The organism is Noviherbaspirillum sp. UKPF54, assembly GCF_007874125.1.
Taxonomy (GTDB): Bacteria; Pseudomonadota; Gammaproteobacteria; order Burkholderiales; family Burkholderiaceae_D; genus Noviherbaspirillum.
Map to the genome: position 1 here is coordinate 3,501,135 of NZ_CP040128.1, position 23,102 is coordinate 3,524,236.

The 23,102-nt window shown below is 63.3% G+C and carries 22 protein-coding genes; 8 read left to right on the forward strand and 14 right to left on the reverse strand.

Going from position 1 to position 23,102, the window contains the following annotated elements:
- Nucleotides 1-200: 200 nt before the first annotated feature.
- Nucleotides 201-488, reverse strand: a complete 288-nt coding sequence (locus tag FAY22_RS16220) for an HU family DNA-binding protein (RefSeq protein ID WP_146331170.1) — start codon at nt 486-488, stop codon at nt 201-203.
- Between the two features lie 233 nt (nt 489-721).
- Here FAY22_RS16220 and FAY22_RS16225 point away from each other — a divergent pair, with 233 nt between their 5' ends.
- Complete coding sequence (locus FAY22_RS16225; protein WP_146331171.1) at nt 722-1,447, forward strand: SDR family oxidoreductase; 726 nt, start codon at nt 722-724, stop codon at nt 1,445-1,447.
- An 8-nt stretch (nt 1,448-1,455) separates the two neighbouring features.
- Complete coding sequence (locus FAY22_RS16230; RefSeq protein WP_146331172.1) at nt 1,456-1,668, forward strand: DUF3820 family protein; 213 nt, start codon at nt 1,456-1,458, stop codon at nt 1,666-1,668.
- Between the two features lie 11 nt (nt 1,669-1,679).
- On the opposite strand, the gene FAY22_RS16235 is transcribed toward FAY22_RS16230, so the two are convergent.
- Nucleotides 1,680-2,900 carry an MFS transporter gene (locus FAY22_RS16235; protein WP_146331173.1) on the reverse strand — a complete coding sequence of 407 codons (1,221 nt, stop codon included), beginning with the start codon at nt 2,898-2,900 and terminating at the stop codon, nt 1,680-1,682.
- A gap of 104 nt (nt 2,901-3,004) precedes the next feature.
- On the opposite strand from FAY22_RS16235, the gene FAY22_RS16240 reads away from it, so the two are divergent.
- Nucleotides 3,005-3,895, forward strand: coding sequence for a LysR substrate-binding domain-containing protein (locus FAY22_RS16240; RefSeq protein ID WP_146331174.1), 891 nt, complete (start codon nt 3,005-3,007; stop codon nt 3,893-3,895).
- Nucleotides 3,896-4,015: 120 nt separating this feature from the next.
- On the opposite strand, the gene FAY22_RS16245 is transcribed toward FAY22_RS16240, so the two are convergent.
- Together FAY22_RS16245 and FAY22_RS16250 are read right to left on the reverse strand one after the other, a co-directional pair.
- The gene (locus tag FAY22_RS16245) at nt 4,016-5,746 is read right to left on the reverse strand and encodes a bifunctional diguanylate cyclase/phosphodiesterase (protein WP_146331175.1); all 1,731 of its coding nucleotides are present in this window, start codon (nt 5,744-5,746) and stop codon (nt 4,016-4,018) included.
- On the reverse strand, nt 5,659-7,326 hold the full coding sequence (locus tag FAY22_RS16250) for a PAS domain S-box protein (protein WP_146331176.1): 1,668 nt from the start codon (nt 7,324-7,326) through the stop codon (nt 5,659-5,661). Before FAY22_RS16250 ends, FAY22_RS16245 begins: the two co-directional genes overlap by 88 nt.
- A gap of 355 nt (nt 7,327-7,681) precedes the next feature.
- Here FAY22_RS16250 and FAY22_RS16255 point away from each other — a divergent pair, with 355 nt between their 5' ends.
- The 4 genes from FAY22_RS16255 (at nt 7,682) to FAY22_RS16270 (ending at nt 13,318) form a co-directional block, all read left to right on the forward strand.
- Nucleotides 7,682-10,405, forward strand: a complete 2,724-nt coding sequence (locus FAY22_RS16255; protein ID WP_168204857.1) for an EAL domain-containing protein — start codon at nt 7,682-7,684, stop codon at nt 10,403-10,405.
- Nucleotides 10,406-10,733: 328 nt separating this feature from the next.
- Nucleotides 10,734-12,461, forward strand: a complete 1,728-nt coding sequence (locus FAY22_RS16260) for a methyl-accepting chemotaxis protein (protein ID WP_146331178.1) — start codon at nt 10,734-10,736, stop codon at nt 12,459-12,461.
- Nucleotides 12,462-12,541: 80 nt separating this feature from the next.
- Complete coding sequence (locus tag FAY22_RS16265; RefSeq protein ID WP_146331179.1) at nt 12,542-12,823, forward strand: hypothetical protein; 282 nt, start codon at nt 12,542-12,544, stop codon at nt 12,821-12,823.
- 75 nt (nt 12,824-12,898) lie between these two features.
- Nucleotides 12,899-13,318 (forward strand): DUF1810 domain-containing protein, encoded by a 420-nt coding sequence (locus tag FAY22_RS16270; RefSeq protein ID WP_146331180.1) that lies wholly within the window; start codon nt 12,899-12,901, stop codon nt 13,316-13,318.
- Here the strand turns inward: FAY22_RS16270 and FAY22_RS16275 are convergent, their stop codons facing one another.
- The 3 genes from FAY22_RS16275 to FAY22_RS16285 form a co-directional block, all read right to left on the reverse strand.
- Nucleotides 13,319-13,747 carry a hotdog fold thioesterase gene (locus FAY22_RS16275; RefSeq protein WP_146331181.1) on the reverse strand — a complete coding sequence of 143 codons (429 nt, stop codon included), beginning with the start codon at nt 13,745-13,747 and terminating at the stop codon, nt 13,319-13,321.
- 286 nt (nt 13,748-14,033) lie between these two features.
- Nucleotides 14,034-15,449, reverse strand: a complete 1,416-nt coding sequence (locus FAY22_RS16280; protein WP_246860539.1) for an ATP-binding protein — start codon at nt 15,447-15,449, stop codon at nt 14,034-14,036.
- Nucleotides 15,450-15,455: 6 nt separating this feature from the next.
- On the reverse strand, nt 15,456-16,142 hold the full coding sequence (locus FAY22_RS16285) for a response regulator transcription factor (RefSeq protein WP_146331182.1): 687 nt from the start codon (nt 16,140-16,142) through the stop codon (nt 15,456-15,458).
- Between the two features lie 285 nt (nt 16,143-16,427).
- Between FAY22_RS16285 and FAY22_RS16290 the strand changes: the two genes are divergently transcribed.
- Nucleotides 16,428-17,120 carry a hypothetical protein gene (locus FAY22_RS16290; protein WP_146331183.1) on the forward strand — a complete coding sequence of 231 codons (693 nt, stop codon included), beginning with the start codon at nt 16,428-16,430 and terminating at the stop codon, nt 17,118-17,120.
- A gap of 68 nt (nt 17,121-17,188) precedes the next feature.
- Here FAY22_RS16290 and FAY22_RS16295 read toward each other — a convergent pair whose 3' ends face one another.
- The 7 genes from FAY22_RS16295 to FAY22_RS22180 all read right to left on the reverse strand — a co-directional run bounded on the left by FAY22_RS16295 (nt 17,189) and on the right by FAY22_RS22180 (nt 23,060).
- Nucleotides 17,189-19,318: an Ig-like domain-containing protein gene (locus FAY22_RS16295; RefSeq protein WP_146331184.1), complete on the reverse strand. Its 2,130-nt coding sequence runs from the start codon at nt 19,316-19,318 to the stop codon at nt 17,189-17,191.
- 209 nt (nt 19,319-19,527) lie between these two features.
- A complete protein-coding gene (locus FAY22_RS16300) occupies nt 19,528-19,860 on the reverse strand; it encodes a thioredoxin family protein (protein ID WP_146331185.1) in 333 nt (110 codons plus the stop codon).
- A gap of 43 nt (nt 19,861-19,903) precedes the next feature.
- Entirely contained in the window at nt 19,904-20,572 is a 669-nt protein-coding gene (locus FAY22_RS16305) for a tRNA-uridine aminocarboxypropyltransferase (protein ID WP_146331186.1), read from the reverse strand.
- A complete protein-coding gene (locus tag FAY22_RS16310; protein ID WP_210411838.1) occupies nt 20,569-21,411 on the reverse strand; it encodes a DMT family transporter in 843 nt (280 codons plus the stop codon). Before FAY22_RS16310 ends, FAY22_RS16305 begins: the two co-directional genes overlap by 4 nt.
- Nucleotides 21,408-21,830, reverse strand: coding sequence for a VOC family protein (locus tag FAY22_RS16315; RefSeq protein WP_146333491.1), 423 nt, complete (start codon nt 21,828-21,830; stop codon nt 21,408-21,410). The genes FAY22_RS16310 and FAY22_RS16315 overlap by 4 nt, the downstream gene beginning before the upstream one ends.
- A gap of 184 nt (nt 21,831-22,014) precedes the next feature.
- On the reverse strand, nt 22,015-22,806 hold the full coding sequence (locus FAY22_RS16320; protein ID WP_146331188.1) for a class I SAM-dependent methyltransferase: 792 nt from the start codon (nt 22,804-22,806) through the stop codon (nt 22,015-22,017).
- Nucleotides 22,806-23,060: a hypothetical protein gene (locus tag FAY22_RS22180; RefSeq protein WP_146331189.1), complete on the reverse strand. Its 255-nt coding sequence runs from the start codon at nt 23,058-23,060 to the stop codon at nt 22,806-22,808. Before FAY22_RS22180 ends, FAY22_RS16320 begins: the two co-directional genes overlap by 1 nt.
- Nucleotides 23,061-23,102: the final 42 nt, after the last annotated feature.

Here is a 23,102-nt window from a genome sequence, read left to right on the forward strand (position 1 = left end):
CCTTGCTTTTTCAGTGCGGCTCTCCGACGGACTTTACTACAAACTGCAAGACATCTTCGTAACTAGAAGAATCAAAGAGTTAAACCGACATCTTCCGACGGACTTTAGTGCAAGAGATCAGGGGAAGACGGTGCGATCCGCGCCTGATGCGCCGGATCGGGGGGAATCGGGAACGGCGCACGCCGTTCCCGGAAATGCGCTTACTTGACCTTCACTTTCGCGACGAGGTCTTTCAGTGCCGGCGCTGCCTTGAAACGCACGTTCTTGGACGCCTTGATCTTGATGGTTTCGCCCGTGGCCGGGTTGCGACCGGAGCGTGCTGCGCGCTGAGCGACGGTGAACGTGCCCAGGCCCGGGAAGGCGAAGCGGCCTTCCTTTTTCAGATCCGCACCGACAAAGCCGAACACCTGCTCCACGATTTCCTTGGCTTTCACCTTGCTGACTTCGTGGTCTGCAGCGATTTTGTCGATCATTTCTGCCTTGTTCATTACATCTCCTTTAAAAAGCGAATTTGGCAACTGTTGCCAGATGCCAAGTATATAGCGTTCCGCTCATGTTTCGCGTAATCAACGCTTTCATTCAAGCAAAATTCCAACAAAGTCTTGCCCGCACACCCCCGTATTTATTGGCCGAGCCGGGAATCGCTACCGAAAACCGGAATTTTTCCCGAATGCGGGACGTACAATGCACGCGATACGATGCACAACCCTGACGAGGCTGGATGATGAAAGCACTACTCACCGGACATACCCGTGGCTTGGGCGCGGCCGTCGCGGCGCAACTCCTGGCGCGCGGCATCCCCGTGCTGGGACTGGCGCGCGGCATCAACCGGGAACTGGAAAGCCGCTTCGGCGCGGCGCTGCGGCAAGTCGAGCTCGACCTGACCGATACCTCCGCCGTCACGCGCTGGCTGGCCGGCGACGCGTTGCGCGCCTTCGTTGCCGACTGCGATACCGTCCTTCTCATTAACAATGCCGGCACGGTGCAGCCGGTCGGCCCGCTGGCGATGCAGGAGCCGGCGGCGATTGCGCGCGCCGTCGCCCTGAACGTGGCGGCGCCCATGATGCTTGCGGCCGCCCTGGCGACGGCCGCAAGCGCCAGCGAGCGGCGCATCCTGCATGTGTCGAGCGGCGCGGGCCGCAATGCCTATCCCGGCTGGAGCGTGTATTGCGCCACCAAGGCGGCGCTGGACCACCATGCGCGCGCGGTGGTGCTGGACAAAAACGATGCGCTGCGCATCTGCAGCCTGGCGCCGGGCGTGATCGACACCGGCATGCAGGCCGAGATACGCGCCAGCTCGCTGGAACAGTTCCCGCTGCGCGAGCGCTTCGACGCGCTCAAGCGCGATGGCGCGCTCACCGCGCCGGACGACGGCGCCGCGCGCCTGGTGGATTACCTGTTGAGCGATTCATTCGGCCGCGATCCGGTGGCCGATCTGCGCGGGTGAATGCGAGCATGAGGCCCGAACACCTGGAATTGCTGGTCACGCGCGAAATGCCCTTTGGGAAGTACAAGGGCCGCCTGCTGGCCGACTTGCCCGGCCATTATCTCGGCTGGTTCGCGCGCGAAGGCTTCCCGGCGGGCGAGCTGGGCAGGCTGCTGGAGCTGATGTATGAACTGGACCACAATGCGCTGCGCCACCTGCTTGATCCGCTGCGGCGGCGGTAAATCACTGCCTGCTACGTCTTCAGGGGCAGCCGCCGCAGACTCAGGGCCAGCAGCAGGCAGAAGCCGATGCACACCGACAGCACGATGACGATGCCGGTCCAGCCGTCGACTTCCCACAGCGCGCCGCCGAGCGGTCCGATCAGGCTGCCGCCGAGGTAATAGCAAAACAGGTAGATGGCCGAGGCGAGCGAGCGGTATTCGGTGGCGCGCCGGCCAACCCAGCTACTGGCAATCGAATGCGCGCCGAAAAAACCGAACGTGAACAGCGCGAGGCCGGGAAGGATCACCAGCAGGCTGTCGGCCAGCGTCAGCAACAGCCCCGCCAGCGTCGTCGCCACCGCCATCCACAGTACCTGCCGGCGCCCCAGGCGGTCGGCCAGCTTGCCCATCGCCACCGAACTGAACATGCCGACCACGTACAGCGTGAAGATGAAGCTCAACACCGTCTGGCTCAGGCCGAAGCGCGGATCGAGCAGACGGAATCCGAGATAGTTGTAGACGGCGACAAACGCGCCCATCATCAGGAAGGCGATCATGAACAGCTTGGGCAGCCCCTCGTCCTGCAGGTGGCGCACGGCCGCCGCAGCAGCTCCCGGAAAGTCGATGTCGCGCGGGCGGAAGTTGCGCGACGGCGGCAACCTGCGCCGGAATTCGAATGCCATCAGCAAGGCGACCACGCCGATGACGGCCATCGCCGCGCGCCAGGAAAAATGATCGGCCAAGACGGACGCGGCCACCCGCCCCAGCATCCCGCCCAGCGCCGCCCCCGCGATGTACTGCCCCATGGCCGCGCCGAGCGACTTCGCCTCGACTTCCTCGGTCAGGTAGGCCATGGCGACGGCCGGCAGGCCCGCCAGGGCGACGCCGAGGATGCCGCGCAGCGCCAGCAGCTGCCCGAAGCCGCCGACGGCGGCGCAGGCGATGGTGGCGATAGCCGAAACGAACAGGGCGACGGTCATGGTCGCGGTGCGGCCGAGGCGGTCGGACATCACGCTCGACAGCAGCAGGCACACCGCCAGCGCGATCGTGGAAATCGACATCGCCCAGCTGCTGTGCATCGGAGACACATGGAATTCGGCCGTAAACAGGGGCAGCAAGGGTTGCACGCAGTTGAGCATCGCAAAGGTCGCGAAGCCGCCAAGGAAGACGGCGCGATTCGCGTTCCTGAGATGGCTCTTCGTATCTTGCGCCGCCGCCAATGCGGCTACGGCCGCGGGTGAACAGGTAGACATGGTATGGATGCCCGATGGGTTACAGAACTCATGGTAGGCTTGCGCAGTTATTCAGTCCAATATATCTTTGTCGATGTTTTTATATCGAAACGAGATAACAGAAAATGGAATTGCGCCGCCTGCGCTACTTCGTCGCCGTCGCCGAGGAGCTGCATTTCAGCCGCGCCGCCGAGCGCCTGCATATCGGGCAGCCGCCCTTGAGCCAGCAGATCCAGCTGCTGGAGGAAGAGCTTGGCGTGCGGCTGCTGGAGCGCACGCGGCGCTGGGTGAAGCTGACGGAAGCCGGACGCCTGTTCCTGGACGATGCGCGGCGCATCCTGGCGCTGTCCGAACAGGCGGTGGAAACGGCGCGCCGCGCCGAGCGGGGCGAAGTCGGCGAGCTGCGCATCGGCTACACCTCGTCGACGCCGCTGACCGCCGCCTTCAACAAGGCGGTCAACGCCTACCGCAAGGCGTTCCCGCGCGTGACGCTGTCACTGGCGGAAATGCCGACGCTGCGCCAGGTGGAGGCGATCCGGGAGCAGCGCATCGACCTCGGCTTCCTGCGCCCGCCGGAAGCGTCGCTGTCGCGCGACGTGTCGCTCACGCCGCTTCGGCACGACCCGCTGATGCTGGTCGCGCCCAGCGGGCATGCGCTGATGAAGCGCACCTCGGTCGCCATCAAGGAGCTGGCCGACCAGCCGTTCGTGATGTTTTCCGCCGATGCCGGCACCGGCGTGCAGTCGCTGGTGTTGCGGCTATGCCGCGAGGCGGGCTTCGAACCGAAGATCGCGCAACAGGCGCGCGAAGGGTCGACCATCATCGGCCTGGTCGCATCCGGCTGCGGCATCGCCATCCTGCCCGAATCGTTCAACGCCATCCGCATCAAGGGCGTGAGCTACCTGCCGCTGGCGGACCGTGCGGCGAAAACGCAGCTGATGCTCGCGAGGAATTACACCCACCGCTCCGCCCTGGCCGATTCCTTCGTCGAACTGGCGGTGCGGGCGGTGGCGTAGTCCGTCACGGCTGCTGCAAAGCGCTGGAATAGACATTCAGGATTTATTTGGCCCGGCTTCTTTTGCATGCGCGTTCTTGCCGCTCCCGCCGCTCTGCCTGTTTCCAAGGACAATGCACGGCTAATGCACGTACGTCGTCCTGTTCCCCTGATACCACGCCTCGAATGTCTCGGCATCGACCGGCTTGCACACATGGTATCCCTGAGCATGGCTGCACCCTTGCTTGCGCAGGTATTGCAATGTCGCTTCCGACTCGATTCCCTCGGCCACCACTTCCAGCTTCAACGAACGTCCCAGGGCGATGATTGCCTGTGTGATTGCCTGGCTGGCAGTATCATGGCCAAGCCGTTGCACGAACGATTTGTCGACCTTAATCTTATTGATCGGCAGCCGCGACAGATAGTTCAGGCTGGAATATCCGGTACCGAAATCGTCCAAGGCGATCTTAACGCCCAGCCGCCGCAATTGCATCAAGACCTCGATCGCTCGGTCAAGGTTTTCCATGAGCGCGGTTTCTGTAACTTCGACCTGCAATGCAGCCATATTCAACCCGCAATCCACTATCACGTTGGCAAACTGCTCCGCGAAGTCATGGTTGCGTAGTTGAACAGCCGACACATTGACTGCAATCGGAATCGCAGGCAGCCCCCGTTCGAGCCACTTTTTGTGTTGGCGGCAGGCCTCGACAATCACCCATTCGCCAAGCCGGTTGATTTGGCCGGTCGATTCCGCGATCGGCACAAACCGGTCCGGGCCGATGTCGGCATGCGGCCAGCGCACCAGCGCCTCGACGCCGATCAGGTGAGACGTACGCATGTCAATCACCGGCTGATAGAACAGTTCAAACGTGTCATGGGCCAGCGCCGCCCTGACTTGCTCTTCGAGGCGGGATTGCAACTTCGACTCTGCGGCCAATTCTTGAGAGTAGAACTGAATGCCGTTACGTCCGGCTTGCTTTGCCTGGTACATCGCCGCATCGGCGTTGTTGACGAGGATGTCGAGTTCCTCTCCGTCACGCGGGTAGATGCTGATCCCCACAGATGCGGAAATGGATAATTCAAGACCGTTGACATGATAGGGTCGGTTCACGCAGGCCGCCATGTGACGCGCCACCTCGCCGGCGTTGGCATCGTTATCGATTTCCGGCAGCAGTAACAGGAATTCGTCGCCGCCCAGCCGGAATGCCATGTCGTCGGCACGCGTGCAACGGGTAATACGCCTGGCTACCTCGCGCAGGACTTCATCTCCCGCTTCGTGACCATAGTTGTCGTTAATGGGCTTGAAGCGGTCAAGGTCGACAAACAAGACGGCGCTGTGACAGTTGGCGCGTTTGGCGCGGGCGAAGAAGCGCTTGGCACAGTCGACGAGCAAGCCGCGATTGGGCAATCCAGTCAAGGGGTCGTGCAATGCCGCCTGCCGAATGCGTTCTTCTGCTTGCTTGCGTTCGCTGATGTCGAGAACAAACCCCACCAGGTCACTGACGCCGCCAGTGCTGGCGAATGCCACCAGGACGGGTACCCGTTCGCCGTTGGCGCGCAGGTATTCCTTTTCAAACATGTCAGAAATCCCCTGCCGCAGTGCTTGCCTCATCGCTTCTCGGTCCACCGCCAAATATTCGGGCGCCGTTAACCGATCCCAGCGGAGCCTCCCGGAGAGAAGATCATCACGGCTGTATCCGATCAGGCGCAGGAATGCGGCATTGGCCTCCCGGATTTCGCCGGTGACCGCTCGCCTGACCATCCCGATCGGCGTGGCGTCGAAGATCAGCCTGAGATGGCGCTCGCTTTCCCGCAGCGCCTCTTCCGCCTGTTTTTTTCCGTGACGTCGAGCGAGGTTCCGATGCACCTCCATGGCCTGCCGCCATCGAAAAGAAACTGGCCGCGCACCTGAAGCCACCGCTCCAGTTTGTCATCGAACCGAATAATGCGATGCTCCACTTCGAAACAGCTATGCGCCGGATCCTGCATCGCCTGTTGCAGCGCGGCTTCGACCAGCGCCCGATCATCCGGATGTATCCCGGACAGTACAGTGCGGTAATCGATGTGCGCGTCCAGTGCCAGTCCATACTGCCGCTTGACCTCCGCGCTCCAGTTCACTTCCCCGGTTTGTGGATAAAAGTCGAAAATGCCGACCCCGGTAGCTGAAACAGCCAGTTCAAGATCGTCCTTGTTTTTCTGTAGCTCGGCCTCGGCAAGCTTGCGGTCGCCGATGTCCTTTACTATCGAGATGAAATACTCCGGCGCGCCGCGCCCGTCCCGCACGAGAGACACGTTGAGATTAATCCAAACAATCTCGCCGTTCTTACGCACGTAGCGCTTGTCCATTGCATAAGTCGAAATTTCCCCGGCCAGCAGTTGAAACATCAACTTCAGGTCCGCATCCAGGTCGTCCGGATGCGTAATGTCCTGAAATGTAAGAAATGCCATTTCATCCTTGGCATAACCAACGAGGTCGCACAGATTTTGATTGACCTGAATCCATTTCCCGTCGAGGCCGACATGGGCGATGCCGACCGATGCCTGCTCGAAAGTTGTCTTGAACGTCTTGTGCGCATGTTCAAGTTCGGCGGTACGCTCTGCCACGCGCCGCTCCAGTTCTGCTGAAAGCATGCGCAACTGGTCTTCGGCACGTTGACGCACCGTCATGTCACGGATGGCGGCAACCACCATGGGTTCGCCGTCCACATCGAGTGAATTCAAGCTGATCTCGACTGGAAACTCCGAACCATCGGCACGAATGCCGAGCAAGTCGGTCCGTCCGCTACCCATCGGCCTGTTTCCGGGGCGAAGTGCAAACTGATGGCGTTGCGCGATATGGCGTGCCCGAAACCGTTCCGGAATCAGTCTTTCCACCGGAAGCCCCAGCATCTTGTGGCGGCCATATCCGAACATGCGTTCGGCATGCGCATTGGCCAGATCAATCGTGCCATCCGAACGCATGATGATCGTCGCATCGGGGGCGGTCTCCAGCAATGCCCCAAAGCGCCGTTCAGTGCCCCGGCTCATCGTCAGATCACGAATGACAAGCGCGGCGTAGACTGGCTGGTGATAGGTATCGAAGATGGGGGTAAAGGCTAGCTCGTAACTTTTTCTCAGCAGTTTGTCGTCGCCAAAGTCTTCAACCACCCGAAACGACTCGCCAGCTAAAGCCCGTCGGCATAAGGCGGCCGCCCTTTCTCGGTCGTTGGTCAAGTGCGCGAGGATATCGCCCAATCGCTGACCGGATTGCACCGGAATGCCGAAAATCAATTCAAATTCGCGCCGAAAAGGTGCATTCAGAGCGACAAAGCGCAGCTCCGAATCCACTGCCGCGACCAAGTCATTGCTGTTTTGCAGCACAGATGTTGCAAGTGGGTAGGCGCCGGCGGCCTTTTCCGCCTCGGCATCTGATAGGCGTCGCTCAGGATGCTGCCCCGCTGCCTGCTGATCCATCAAACCACCTCGTATTTGCCGGGGCAAAATGTCGCCGTGGAGAATAGGACAACACCAAGATCAGAGGGTTCGCTTTCTCATGGTCAGTTGCCCATGACGATTAATCATTATCGACTAGTAAAAAAGAGTCGTACCCGGCCTGCTTTATGTGGCCCAAAGGCAGGGAGCGCATTAAAGGCGTTTGCTTCGGATTTGTTGCACCAGCCATGCATCAATATCGTCCACATGGTGTGGTTTTCCGGAGTACTTTGCACGTCACATTCCTGTGCAAAGCGGCATCCCTGCTCAGGTAAAATGACTGCGGGCATCAACTTACGCGATGCCGTTGTCGCCACCGCAAAAGGCCGCCCCATCCATGAGCACGACCGAACGCATTAAATACTCTGACCTTGTCGATATCCCAAAGCTGCAGAGTCTCATGGAGAACTTTCACCAGATCATTGGGATTGCCAATGCGGTAATTGACACCGACGGTGTGATCATTGCGCACGCTGGATGGCAGGACGCCTGCGTCAAATTCCATCGCGTGCATACGCAAACCTGCAAGCGCTGTACGGAAAGTGATACTTTACTTGCCGGAAATATGACGCGGGGGATGCCGTTCGCTATATATCGGTGCCTAAACGGACTGGTCGACGCGGCAGCCCCGATTGTCGTGGACGGGCAGCATGTCGCCAACGTGTTTACCGGCCAATTCCTGACCGACGCGCCGGATCTCGACTTCTTTCGCAATCAGGCACGACAATTCGGGTTTGATGAGGCGCGCTACTTGGACGCGATTTCCAAGGTGCCGGTCCAGTCCAGGGAGCATGTCGAATCGGTAATCCGCCTCTATGCGACACTCGCCAGCATGCTGGCCGATAGTGGATTAGACCGCCTGAGGCAAACGCAGTCCGCAGAACAGTTAGCCGCCATCAACAGAGCCCTGGAGGACACGGTTGGCGCGCGCACTGAAGCGCTGGTGCGCGCCAATACGGAGCTTGCGGCGCGGGAAGCCATGCTCACGCAGATTCTGGACACCTCGAGTGTGGCGATCTTCCTGGTCGATTTGGAAGGGCGCATCACCCACGCCAACCGGCGCATGGCGGAGATGTTTGCGATGCCGCTCGATGCCTTGGTGGGCAATGAATATGTCGCCCTGGTACACCCGGAAGAGCGGGACATCGCGCGGCAAAGGATGCTTGATCTATTAAGCAGCAACCTTGCGTCGACGGAGGTGGAGCGCCTTTACTATCGCGCAGACCAGACCACATTCTGGGGCACCTTGACCGGGAAACGCTTCTACGATGCCCACGGAGAAAAAACCGGGCTGGTGGGCGTGATTGCCGATATCACCGACCGTAAACATGCCGAAATCGACTTGCGAATTGCCGCGATCGCGTTTGAAGCACAGGAAGGGATGTTCATTACCGACCCCAAAGGGGTCATCTTGCGCGTCAACCGGGCGTTCTCTGAAATCACGGGCTATGCGAGCGCCGAAGCGGTCGGCCAAACGCCGCAGCCGCTGCGCTCGGATTCGGATAACGCGGCATTCTATACCGCGATAAAGGAAAGCATTCTCCAAACCGGCACCTGGCAAGGCGACCTCTGGCACCGCCGGAAAAATGGCGAGAAATATCCATTGTGGCTGACGATTACCGCGGTATACAACGCTTCGCATGCGTTGACGCACTTCGTCGGAACGATGACGGACATGACGTCGCGCAAGGAGGCCGAAGACGCCATTCGCAATCTCGCCTTCTATGACCCGCTCACACAACTCCCCAATCGCCGTTTGCTGCTCGACAGGCTAAAGCAGGCATTGGCCACATGCACGCGTACGCATCGGAACGGTGCCCTGCTGTTCATTGACCTGGATAACTTCAAGATGCTCAATGATACGCTGGGCCATGATGTCGGCGACCAGTTGCTACAACAAGTCGCACAGCGTTTGCTCCACGGCGCACGCCAGGGAGACACCGTTGCCCGGCTGGGCGGCGACGAATTTGTGGTGATGCTGGAGAACTTGAGCGAGTGCTCGGTAGAAGCGGCCAAACAGGCCGAAATCGTGGGCGAACATATCCTCGGCGCCTTCAACCAGACCTTTCAACTGAAGGAGGGGGCCTATCCGAGCGCGGCGAGTATTGGCGTTACCTTGTTTTCGGACCACCAGGGCAGCGTCGAGGATTTGTTGAAACAGGCCGATTTGGCGATGTACCAGGCAAAGGCGGCGGGGCGCAATACCCTGCGCTTTTTTAACCCGGAGATGCAAGCCTCGATCGCACAACGTGCCGCCCTTGAAAACGACTTGCGCCTCGCCGTGCAAGAAAGCCAATTTTCTCTTTACTACCAGGTCCAGGTCGGCAGGGGCGGCGAGGTGACGGGCGCCGAGGCGCTGGTACGTTGGCAGCACCCGACGCGGGGATTGATCGCGCCGGGCGAATTCATCCCGCTAGCCGAGGAAACCGGGCTGATCCAGCACATTGGTACCTGCGTGTTGCAGATGGCGTGCCGACAGCTCTCCATCTGGGCTAGCCATGCGGCGACCGCGCATCTCACCCTCGCAGTCAACGTCAGTGCGCGCCAATTCCGCCGCCCCGACTTCGTGGAGCAGGTGCTATCGGTGATTGAAAAAAGCGGCGCCAATCCGCACCGGCTCAAGCTCGAGCTCACGGAGAGCCTCCTGGTCGATGATATCGAAGGCGTCATTACCAAAATGGGGACGCTGAAAGCCAAGGGCGTCAGTTTTTCGCTGGACGATTTCGGTACCGGTTATTCGTCGCTTGCCTACTTGAAGCGATTACCGCTGGACCAACTCAAAATCGACCGTAGTTTTGTCAGGGATATCCTGATTGATAGCAACGACGCCGCCATTGCCAGGACGATTGTCGCCCTGGCAGACAGCATGAGCCTTTCCGTCATTGCAGAAGGGGTGGAAACTCACGCACAGCGTGATGCCCTCTCCGCTGCGGGCTGTTACTTCTATCAGGGATATCTGTTTGGTCGCCCATTGCCTTTACCTGAATTTGAACAATATGTGCGGGACCGGGCCGCAAGCCCAAATCATCTCGACTGCGTCGACAGGGGCCAGGGCATCTGAGGGAAGATGACAGCACGATCCGATCAGATAGATTCCCCATTCCCGAGCCCGAATACTTCCGCCGACAAGCCAGTTGCAATCTTGTGGGGTGAGTTGCAATAATTTTGGCGGCCTGCAGCAACCTCGGCTAAATAGCAAACCATCAAGACTGCCGGCGCAGGCATCGGCGCATTCGTTGCACATCTGGCATTGCCCGGAAAATTTTTTCGCGCCTGTATAAAGTGCGCCCCGCCGCCAACCGTAATAGCGGTGTTGCGGCCGGCATCCAGCACGCCTGGCTTGCCGTCCCGACGCCTCCGTATTCGCCCACCTTAGCAAGAAAACAAGCATGATCAACCTGATTCAATCTCTCAGCATGGCCAAAAAGGTCACGCTGCTCATCCTCAGCGCGATGCTCGGCATTGTCGTGATGACCGCGATCGTTCTTGTCTCGGAACGCACATTGATCCTCAAAGAACGGCAGAACAACGTGCGCCAGGCGGTCGCCACCGCTTACGGCGTAATCACCTACTATCACGACCTGGCGGCCAAGGGCGCCATGCCGGAAGCGGAGGCACAGAAAAACGCGCTGGCGGCGCTGCGCGGCATGCGCTTCAACGGCAACGACTATTTCTGGGTCAACGACTTCAAGCCGGTGATGCTGATGCATCCGATGCAACCGGCGCTCGAAGGCTCCGATCTATCCGACAAGAAGGAACCCGACGGCCGCCCGCTGTTCGCCCAGATGGCGGACATCGGCAAGAAAGGCGAAGGCTTCCTCGAATACCGCTGGCCCAAGCCGGGCAAGGAGGAGCCCTCGGAAAAGGTCGCCTACATCCAGGGCTTCGCGCCCTGGGGCTGGGTGCTCGGTTCGGGCGTGTACATGGACTCGGTGCAGGAAACGCTCAATACGCGCATGCTCGTGTTCGGCATCGCCGCGCTGGCGCTGCTCGCGCTCATGTACGGCTTCGGCATGGTCATCGCCATCGGCATGCGCCGGCAGATGGGCGGCGAACCGGATATCACCGCGAAGATCACGCGCCGCATCGCGCAAGGCGACTTGAGCACGCACATCGACCTGCGTGCCGGCGACAGCGCCAGCCTGCTGCATTCGGTCAAGACGATGCGCGATAGTATCGCCACCATCGTCACCCAAGTACGGCGCGGCACCGACAACATCGTCACCGGGTCGAGCGAAATCGCCGCCGGCAACATGGATCTGTCGTCGCGCACCGAGCAGCAGGCCAGCTCGCTGGCGACGACCGCGCAGTCGATGGAAGAACTGACCGCCACCGTGAAGCAAAACGCCGACAATGCGCGCCAGGCGAATCAGCTCGCCGTGTCCGCCTCCGACATCGCCGTCAAGGGCGGCGACGTGGTGGCGCAGGTGGTGGAAACCATGGACTCGATCAACAACTCGTCGAAGAAGATCGTCGACATCATCGGCGTCATCGACGGCATCGCGTTCCAGACCAACATCCTCGCGTTGAACGCCGCGGTGGAAGCCGCGCGCGCCGGCGAACAGGGCCGAGGCTTCGCGGTGGTGGCGGGCGAAGTGCGCAACCTCGCGCAGCGCAGCGCGGCGGCGGCCAGGGAAATCAAGGCGCTGATCGACGATTCGGTGGAAAAGGTCGACGCCGGCAGCGCGCTGGTCAACCAGGCCGGCTTCACCATGAATGAAATCGTCGACAGCGTCAAACGCGTGACCGACATCATGAGCGAGATCATGGCCGCCGGCCAGGAGCAAAGCGCCGGCATCGAACAGGTCAACCTCGCCATTGCCCAGATGGACCAGGTCACGCAGCAAAACGCGGCGCTGGTGGAACAGGCGGCAGCGGCAGCTGGCTCCCTGCAGGAACAGGCGGAAGAACTGGCGCGCGTGGTGAGCGTGTTTTCGATCGAAGACGGCGCGACAACCGCGACGGCTGCGGCCAAAGCATCGGTCGCACCGGCCGCCGCACAACCGGCCGCGCGCCGCGTGCCGCAGGCTGCCGCCGGACGCAAGGCGCTGGCCGCCCGCCCGAAACCGGTGCCCGCATTGCGCACCCGCGCGGAAGACGACTGGGAAGAGTTTTAATCCTGCCCTCCCCGGCCCGGCGGGAACCATTTCCCCGCCGGGCCGGCTCCAAGCAAAAACACGCTCTTGAGCACGTGACGATGGAAAAATTTCTGATTCAAAACGAGTTCGGCCAGCCGCAGGAATTGCTGGGCGAGGAAATCGCCGTGCCCGGCTTCGATGAATTGCAATTCATCCTGCATGCATGGCTGTACGACAAGCGCGGCGGCTGGGCGATCACCGAACGGTCTTCCGGCAAGCGCATCACCAGCGGCCCGCAAGGCACCGAGCATCTCGCCCGGGAACAGCTGGAGCGGCAGCTGGGCTTGCACGGCAAGGAAGTGCTGCTGCGCGTGCTGGGCAAAGGACCGCTGTCGAGCTGAGCGCCGGTTTGAAGACCTGGCGAGCGAAAAGCGGTTCGCGCGGCAATTTTCAAACAGAGTTCGAGGGGCAAGGTCATGCACGACCAGTACCACCTGCAACGTTTCGTCGATGCGCAGCAGCCGGTGTACGACGACGTCCGCGCCGAATTGCGCGCGGGCCGCAAGCGCAGCCACTGGATGTGGTTCATCTTCCCGCAGATCGCGGGCCTGGGCCACAGCGCGATGGCACAGCGCTACGCCATTTCTTCGCTGGACGAAGCCCGCGCCTATCTGGCGCATCCGGTGCTCGGCCCCCGGCTGCGCGAGTGCAGCGCCATCGTGGCGGCGTTGGAGGGGCGTTCGGCGGATGCCATCTTCCCCTATCCCGACGATCTCAAATTCCACTCGTCGATGACGCTGTTCGCGCAAGCCGAGGGCGGCGACTCCGCTTTCGATGCCTGCCTGCGCAAGTACTTCGGCGGCGAGCCGGATCGCGCCACGCTCGACCGGCTCTGATCAGCGCTGGCGGTCGACCACCGCCATGGTCAGGCGCGAGATGCAGATCGGCTGGCCGGCGTCGTCCACGATCCGGATGTCCCATACCTGGGTGGTGCGCCCCAGGTGAAACGGCCGCGCGGTGGCGGTCACCCAGCCGGCACGCGCGCCGCGCACATGGTTGGCGTTGATGTCCAGGCCGACGCAATACGACTGTTCTTCATCGACGCACAGGTTGGCGGCGCAACTGCCCACCGTTTCCGCCAGCAGCACCGACGCGCCGCCGTGCAGGATGCCGAACGGCTGCACGGTGCGCGCATCGACCGGCATGCGCGCGGCCAGCCAGTCGTCGCCGATGGCGCTGAATTCGATGCCGAGGCGCTCGGCGGCGGTGTTCCTGTTCCAGTTCTGCAGGTCTTCCAGGCTTCTTTCTTTTTTCCAGATAGGCATAAGGCAGAGTCGTCCGAGTGAATGGAATGCGGGCCAAGGCAAAATCGCCATCGCCCGGAGCATTGTAAGGCGCGCCGCGAAACAGCGCCGAGGTCGGGAATCGGGCGGCATGCAGGAGCAGCCTTTACCCGGATTTACATCTCGTTAACGCGGTTTCACCGCCGCGCGCGGCACAATCATCCCGGCGCGGCCCCTTCCCGCGCCAGCGACTTCTCCCTCCGTGCCCATTGACGGGGTTCGCCGCGCATCGTGCGATGCGCGGCTTTTTTCATGGCGCTGCCGCGTGTCACCGGCCGGCGGCCGGCTCGTGGCGCTCGCGCTGCAGCGGCAGCGAGATGGCGACGCACAGGCCGCCCATTTCCTGATTGCTCTGATTGCTGGCGCTGACGCGGCCCTGGTGCGCCTCGACCACGCGCTTGGCGATCGCCAGCCCGAGCCCGTAGCCGTCGGTATTCTTCCCCGGGTGGATGCTGCGGAAAAACGGCTGGAAGATCTTGTCGAGTTCCGCGTCCGGCACGCCCGGCCCCTGGTCGCGCACCACGACATGCGCCCATCCGGCAGCCGCATCCGATTGGACCGCGACGCCGACGACGCCACCCCTGGCCGTATGCTTGACCGCGTTGCGCACCACGTTTTCTATCGCGCGGTGCAGCAGCTCCGGATAGCCGGCGACGATCGCAAGTCCGCCGTCCACCAGCTCGACGTTCTTGCCCTCGTGCTCCACCTCGAAACGCGCATCGTCGACGATGTCGGCCACCAGCTCGCCGAGGTTCACGCTTTCCTCGGTGGAGCCCACCACGCCAGCTTCCAGGCGCGACAGCGTGAGCAGCTCGCCCACCAGGCCGTCCATGCGCACGCTTTCCCGCTCGATGCGTTCGAGCGACGCGTCGATGCGTTCCGGCCGTTGGCGCGCCAGTCCGATGGCGGCCTGCAGCCTCGCCAGCGGCGAACGCAGCTCGTGCGAAACGTCATGCAGCAGGCGGCGCTGGCCGTCCACCAGCTTGTGCAGGCGGTCCGCCATGCGGTCGAAGTCGCGCCCCAGTTCGGCCAGCTCGTCGCGCCGCTTGCCCATCGCCGGCGCCACCCGCGCATCCAGGTCGCCGGACGCCACCGCATCGAAGGCGGCGCGCAGGCTCTTGATCGGCTTCGAGAAATACCAGGCCAGCAGCAGCGCCGAGCCCAGGCTCGCCAGGATCGTGAACAGCATCGGTATCGTCGGAAAGTGCAGCGTGTCGCGCGGCGGCCGGCGGTAATCGGGCGGCGGTCCGCCCGGGCCGAAGGATCTTTCCTTCCACGGGACGAACAGCAGATAGCGCGTGCCGTCGGCGGCGAAGGCGACGCGCACCGCGTGGGCCCGGCCATCGGCCTGCTCGATCAGCTGGTGCGCATGATCCAGCAGCGCGCGATCCACGAAGCGGTTCAGTATGTCGTTGCCGCGCTGGTCGATCGCATACACCCGGTTGCCGTGCGCCTGACGCAGCAGGTCCTGCAGCGCGGGCGTGCCTCCGAAGCGCAGGGTGGCGGACGCCGAGTCGAGCATCATGGCGGCCGGCGGGCTCATGTCGAATTCCTCGGCGTGGCGCGCGTGGCTGCGTTCCTTGATCCAGAAGCTGGCGCTGATGGCCAGCACCGCCAGGCATTGCGCGGCCCAGATGGAGAGGAAGAATTTCCAGAACAGACGGCCCATGGAGGGTGAGTTCATGACACCTTATTCCCTGATGAACTGGTAGCCCTGCCGATGCACGGTCTGGATGCAGGAGCGGCCGTCCTCGAGCGTTCCCAGCTTGTGGCGCAGGCTGCTCAGGTGGACGTCGATGTTGCGGTCGAAGCGCGCCAGCGGCCGGCCCAGCCCCTTTTCCGACAGCTCGTTCTTGCTGACCGGCCGCCCGGCATTGCGCGCCAATACTTCCAGCAGGTTGAACTCGGTGCTCGTCAATTCCAGCGGCGCGCCCTCCCATTGCGCGCGGCGCTGCTGCGGCCACATCTGCAACGCGCCCACCGCCAGGTGTTGCGGCGCGACCTGCCCGGCCGCCGCCTGGGTGCGGCGCAGGATGGCGCGGATGCGCGCGCTCAGCTCGCGCGGCGTGCAGGGCTTGGGCACGTAATCGTCGGCGCCGAGCTCCAGTCCCAGGATGCGGTCGGTGTCGTCGCCCCGTGCCGTGAGCATCAGCACCGGCAGGGGACTCTTCGCGCGCAGCTGGCGCAAGGTCTCGACACCGTTCATTCTCGGCATCATGACGTCCATGACCGCGATCTCGAAGGCGCCGGTCAGCGCATGCGCAAGGCCGGTTTCGCCGTCATGCGCGGCGGCGACCTCGAAGCCGTCCTGTTCCAGATATTCCTTCAGCAGTTCCACCAGTTCCGCGTCGTCGTCGATCAATAACACTTTCGCCATTGCAGAACATTCCTTCTTGCCCGTATCCGCTCGAATGATAGCGGAGCACGCAGGCGCCATGCGGCGGCACAGGGCTTCTTTACGCAAATTTACCTTCCCTTTACCGGCTTTTACCCCCGGCGCCTCGACAATAGGTTGCGCGCGCTAGGGAGAACTGAACAGCGCGGGCTTAACGTTTCTTTACCTTTTACGTCTTCCGGCACCAGGCTGGCCGCCATGCCGACGTTATTTCCATCAGCAAGGCAGCATGTGCGGCCTTGGACAGCCATCATCAGGGAGGTCAACATGACAACAATTAGTGGAATTTCCAGTTCGCTGCTATCGGTGTTTCAGCTTAACCAGACCAGCGGCGTGAAGCAGGCCAGCGGCGCCAGCGGCCAGTGCGAAACGGGCGACGTGCAGGGCAACCGCCCGCCGGGACCGCCACCCGGAGGCGGACTTGCCGATGCAATCATGCAGGCGCTGTCCGATATCGGCGCGACCGGCCAGAGTTCGAGCGACGGTTCATCATCGTCGACCGGCACGTCATCTTCGTCCGACTCCTCCACCTCTTCGACCGCGTCTACCGCATCGGCTGACTCGCAATCGATTGCGCAAGCGTTCGGCGCCTTCATGCATAACCTGATCGGCGCGCTGCATGCGCAAAGCGAGTCGAAGACAGCTGCCGACGGCAGCCAGGACAGCGGCAACGGCGACGTCGCGCAAGTGCAGGGCGGGCACCATCATCACGGCGGCCCGGGCAATATCCAGTCCGACCTGCAAAGCCTGATCCAGAAGCTGTCGTCATCGAGCAGCGACAGCACGAGCAGCGACTCCACGAACTCCACGCCGTCGTCGCTGCAGCAAAGCTTCAGCAGCTTGCTGAGCGCGCTCGGCGCGAGCAACGGCAATGCGACACTGAACAAGTTCCTGCAGGCGCTGCAAAACGATCTGCCGGGCGTGACATCCTCCGGCAATATCGTCAATACGACGGCCTGAGCGCGGCCGTCGAACGGCGCACGTAACAAGGGCACGCTGCGCGTGCCCTTGTTCATTTCACCCCGTCGTCAGGGCAGGTAGTTGAGCCCTTCCGGCAGCGGCGGATTGACCGGCACCTCGAAGAACGGCCCGGCGCCGTCCGGGTCGATCACCGTGGCGCCGCCGGATGCGAGGAACACCGCCATCTGCTGCTGCGCACCCACCGCGTACGGCGCCGCGGCCGGGACGCCGATGTTGGTCAGGAAGGTGTGCGGATTCTTCGGCACGCCCGGGTTCGCGGCGACCGCCAGGTCGTTGCGGAACAGCGCGGCATTGGCCGCCAGATCGCCGGCGCGCAGAATGGCGGTCGTGGTCGGGTTGGGCACGGTGCCGTCGCCCCTGGCGAACTGGAACAGCACCGGCTTGGCCGCATTGCCCGGCAGCGGCTGCTTGCGGATGAAGGGGGCGTACGCCACCGGATTGCCCGCCTGCTGCACCCACTCGTTGCGATCCAGCAGCTCGGCGATGGCCATTGCGCCGGGCACGTTGTTGACGACCGGCGGCTGGTTGCGCAACGGGATGTTCTCGTTGAACGCGATGCCGCTTGCATCGGCGACGTTGATCAGCGACGGCACGCGCGTGGCCAGCGCAAAGCCGGTCAGCGGACGGAATCCGCCGAGCCGCGCCACTTCCGCGATCGAACCGCCCGCCACGTTCGGCACGCCGGCCTTGAGGTTGGGTTCGACGCCGAGCAGGATGGTGCCGTAGATGCCGCCGAACGACTGGCCCGCATAGTAGATGCGCTGCGCATCGAGGTCGGCCGTGCCGTCGCCGTCGATGTCCATGCCGACCTCGACTTCGCGCACCAGCTGCATGATGTCGATCACGGTCTGGCGCAGGCCGTCGCGATTGCTGATGATGGTGCGCGGCGGCGCGGCGTTGACGCCCTCGGTCGAATCGATGACGCCGTTGCCGTCCTGGTCGATGCCGCGCCCGCCGGCGCTGATCGTGACCGGCTCGCCTGTGGCGCGCTGCACGGTGAGCGTGCCGAGCGCGCCGCCGCCGTGGCCGACCACGTTGATCGACAGCGTGGCGATGCCGCGCGAGGCGAGCACCGAGGCGACCGCCCACGGCGCGCCGTACATGCTGTCGGTGAAGCCGTGGCCGAAGATCGCCACCGGCCAGCCGGCGGCCGGCTTGGCGCCGGCGGGAACGAACAGCTGGAACATCAATGCATTGCTGCCCTGCTGCTGCGGCTGGCCGGTCAGCGTGCCGGTGGCGGGGATGAACTTGCCCGAGGTCTGGTAATCGGGAGATGTGAAGCTCCCGTAGGCGATTTGCCCGACCGCGCCCGGGACCACGTGCAGCGCCGCCAGCGGCAAAGCCGATGACGTGAGTATGGGCGCGGCTTTATTCTGCCGGTTGAACTGCATGCCGGTGATGCCGGGCAGCGGGAACACGGCGCGCACCGTGTTGCCGGCGCTGCTGCCGACCATGAAGCTGGCCGGCGCCGGCGTGCTTTGCTTGATCCGGCGCATGATCTTATACAAGTCGGCGCTGATGCTTTGCGTGGTAAACAGGCTGGCCGCCACCAGGTGGTACTTGCCGGCATGACGCGTACTTGCCGCATCGCGCAGCTCGCGCAGGTACTCGCTGCTGTCGCGGCTTTGCCCGGCGCCGAACATGTCGCCCAGGCCGTGCGACTTGATCGGCTTGCCGCTCGCATCGCGCACGCCGTCGGTAACGACCAGCAAATAGCGCGAATGCTCGTTGAGCAAGGCGTCCGACTCGACGGCCAGCGTCCGGGTTTGCGGATCCCACAGCACCTGGTTGATGCCGATTTTCTGGCCGGCGCCGGCCTGCGTCAGGGTGTCGCCCAGGTTCAGCAGGAAGATCGTGTCGCTGTTGACGCTGCCCACGTCGATATCGCCGGTAAACGGGATCGTGATGCGCGGCTGTGTCGAAAAGCCGTCGAGCGTGTTGATCACGTCGATGTCGGCGCAGTCGCTCGGACGCACCGCGCAATCGGGCTTGGGCAGGTTGACGCGGCGGTAGGTGTTGTGCGACCAGTCCGCCACCGTGAAGCGGTTGGACGGGAACGGGCTGGCTGCCGGGTCGGACAGGTCGAACTTGACGCTGACGCCGTCGGCCAGCGCCGCCAGCGGCAGGCACGACAATAGCAGGGTGGCCGCCAGCCGGCGGCCAGATGAACGGTGCATGCTTGTCTCCTCTTTTCGGATTGTTTTTGCTGTGGGGGATCAAGCCGACCGCCATCGAAGGCAGCGGTGGGCTTAACCTTTGTCACAGTAGCGAGGTATCAAGCAAGAAATCTTGTTGGTTCTCAAGTTTATGCTTGTGACATCGAAACTGGCACCGCAAGGTCAATGCCACCTTGCCGGCGCCAGGAAGAGGAGAAAGAGCACTGCGTTCAGCGGGCGTGGTCGATCTGCGCCAGCGCTTCGCGAATGGCGCGCGCGTCCTCCGGGCGCACCAGACGGGCGACTTCCTTGCCGTTGTCCAGGAAAATCAGCGTGGGCCACAGCTTGACCCGGTAGGAGCGGCCCAGCGGACGTCCCCTGCCATCCTCGACCTTGATGTGCTGCACCTGCGGATGGGCGGCGAAGGCGTCCGTCAGCAGCGGTTGCGCGGCCAGGCAGAAGCCGCACCAGGGCGCGCCGAATTCGAGCACGGCAGGACCCGCGAGCCCATCGATTTGGGCGCGTTCCGGTTCGGTCGCGGCATAGACATTGTTCATCGCCATGTTGGCCTCCTCGCTGTTGCGGAAAATGCGTTCGCTCTTCAGCTTAGCAGCTGTGCGGAGCCGGCGCCGGCGGGCGGAAAGCCAGCTGCTGCGTCACGAAGCCGTTGAATGCCTCCAGCAGGGGCTGGTATTTCGCCTCGTCCCTTTCCAGCTGCACCAGCGCGTAACATGCCGCTTCCAGCGTGGACAACTGGTGCGCGCCATGCGCCTTGCGGATCAGGTAGCGCGAGGCCGGCGCGTCATGCAGGGCCAGACGCGGCAGCGTTTGCAGCAGCGGATTGGCATAGAGCATTTTGCGGCTCTTGCGCCAGGTGCCGTCCAGCACCACCAGCCGCAGCCGGCCGGGATTATCCAGCGCCACGCCAGCCAGGGGCGGCGACGGCATCAGCGCGGCGCCCGCCGGCGTGTCGGGGTAAAGCAGGATCGCCTGCCGTGACTGGGCATGCGGGTCGGCCGCTTGCGCAAATGGCGCGTGCAGCAGCGCCTTTAACTCCTGTTCGTCGAACGTTTCGCCGACGGCAATCCGGCTATGCGGCAGGCTCAGGTGCAGCAGCGGCGCGCTGCCCTTGGCGTGGCCGGCTTCCAGCGGATGCTGCAACACCAGCACCTCGACCGCATGCGTCACCGGCGTCACCCAGCGGCAGATGCAAGCCGGCTGCGCCCGGCGACAGCGGGCGCAGACCAGGCGGCGGGCAGGATGAAGCGAGGTCATGGATGCCGGTTCAGGATGACCAGCGCGATTCCTCCCAGAATCGCCACCGCCGCCAGCACGATGCGCAGCGTGACGGGCTCGCCGAGGAACAGGATGCCGCCCAGCGCGGCGATGACCGGTACGCTGAGCTGCAAGGTCGATGCCGTCGTCGCCCGCAGCGCCGGCAGCACGGCGTACCACAGCGCATAACCGAGGCCCGAGGTCAGCGCCCCGGAGGCGACGGCATAACCGGCGCCGGCCGCATCCAGCCGGGCGCCGCCCGCCATGGCGAGGCTGAGCGCAACTGCAAGCAGCGTCGCGCGGCAAAAATTGCCGGCCGTGACAGCGGTCGGATCGCCCGCGCCTTTGCCGCGCAGCGAATAGATGCCCCAGGCGACGCCGGCGGCCAGCATCAGCAGCGCGCCCTGCAGCGGCGGCGCCGCCAGACCCGGCAGCAAGAGGCCGACCAGCCCGCCGAGCGCCAGCAGCAGGCCCAGCAGCTGCAAGGCGCGCAGGCGCTCGCCGCTCCAGATGCCGTAGCCGATCATGGTGGCCTGGACCGCGCCGAACAGCAGCAGCGCGCCGGTGCCGGCCGGCAGGCTGAGGTAGGCATAGGAAAAGCCGGCGGCATACGCAAACAGCGCCAAGGCCGACCGCCAGCTGCCATGCCCAGCCAGGCGCGCGCCGCGCAGGCGCACCAGGAGCCAGAGCATGAGCGCGCCGGATGCGATGCGGATCGTGGTGAAGCTGGCCGCGTCGATGGCGGTGTGCCTGAGCGCGGCGCGGCACAGCAGGGAATTGCCGGCGAACGCGATCATCGTGACCGCGATCAGCGCGGCCAGGGCGAGCGGGCGCCTCATTGCGGTTCTGCCCATTGCGGATTCCATGCGACTTCCCACACGTGCCCGTCGGGGTCCTGGAAATAGCCGGCGTAGCCGCCCCAGAAGGTGTCGTGCGCCGGCTTGACGATGACGGCGCCGGCGCTTTGCGCCTGCCGCATCACGCCGTCAACGTCCTCCCTGGACGCAACGTTGTGGCCGAGAGTCAGGTCGGTGGCACTCGGGGGCGATTGCGCCAGGCCGGTGTCGTGCGCAATGCTGGCGCGCTGCCAGAGCGCGAGCTTCACGCCGGCCTGCAAGTCGAAAAAGGCGACGGCACCGTGGGCGAATTCTTGCCCGACGATGCCTTGCGTGGACAGGCCGAGGCCGTCGCGGTAGAAGCGCAGCGCGCGCTCCAGGTCGTCGACGCCGAGGGTAATGACGGTGATGCGCGGTTTCATCTGCATGGTCTCCATCCTGGTTCGCCGGCGGCAGGAAGCGGATGGCGGCACCGCGTCCGGATAATGCCGGGCGTGGGCAACATCCTACACCGGGAGCGGAAAAGGCATGCCAGGCGCGCGCAAACTGGCGCATGCCGGCGCCGACCGCCGCGGCGGCGATCGGTGGCGGAACGGAAACCGGGACTTACAGCTTGGTCGCGGAGATGATCTGGAAATTGCCGAAGAAGTAAGTGCTGCGTTCGCAGCGCCAGTTGCCGTTTTTTTCCAGGTGGCTGACGGGATCGTGGGTATCCCACAGCGCCAGGCCCAGCGGCTCGAACACCTTGAAGTAGGCCCAGCTCAGCGCGCGCAGCACGCGCACGCTGGGACGGTGGAATTCGGCGACGAACAGCTTGCCGCCCGGTTCGAGCAGGCGTCCGGCCTCGTTGAGCGCCTGCCCTTTCAGGTGGTGCGGCAGCTCGTGCAGCAGGAAGAAGATGACGTTGGCGGCGACGGCGCCGTCGCCCTGCTGCATGCAGGTGGCGTTTTCCTCGACGTACTCCACCTTGTCGGCGTAGGCGGCGAGCTTGCCCTTGGCGTGGTCGAGTTCGTTGGCGATCAGGTCGGCGATGATGACGCGCTCGGCGCCGCTTTGCACCGCCGCTTTCACGACGCGCGGAATGACGTTGCCGAAGGCGCAGGACGTGATCAGCAGCTTCTTGTTTCTCAAGTCCATCTGGCGGATGTCGGCGACGATCTTCGAGACCAGGCGGCGGTACTGGAACAGCAGGATGGCCGAGATAATCGGCTGGAAGTCGACGGCCTTGATGAGCCGCATGTTGGAATAGACCGGATAGACATGCGCGCTTTCGGACGGCACGCCGGGCGCCATGGCGCGCACTACCAGCGCGCCGCGCGTCACGACAAAGAAAAACAGGGCAGTCAGGGTCAATACGGCGAATACGACAATCGCTGCGCTAATCATCCACGCATTCATTACATTTCCTCAATAGAAAAATTCGATACCCTTCGGCTTCGGGGCAAGTTGAAGTTTATCGAGAGCAAGAGCAATGCCATGCTCTGCCAAGCAATCGGAAAGGCTTCATCATTCCATATGGCAATTCCAGCCGCCATGACGCGCAGTAGGTTTTTCTCGAAATGAAAAGGCGTTTTCCCGACAATTGGAAATCGGACGGCACGATTTGACGCCGCCCGGGGTGCTGCTGACCGGCGAAAAAAAACCGTGTCCATGGACACGGTTTTCCCGGGGCGGCGGGCATGGTGGGCGCGGCC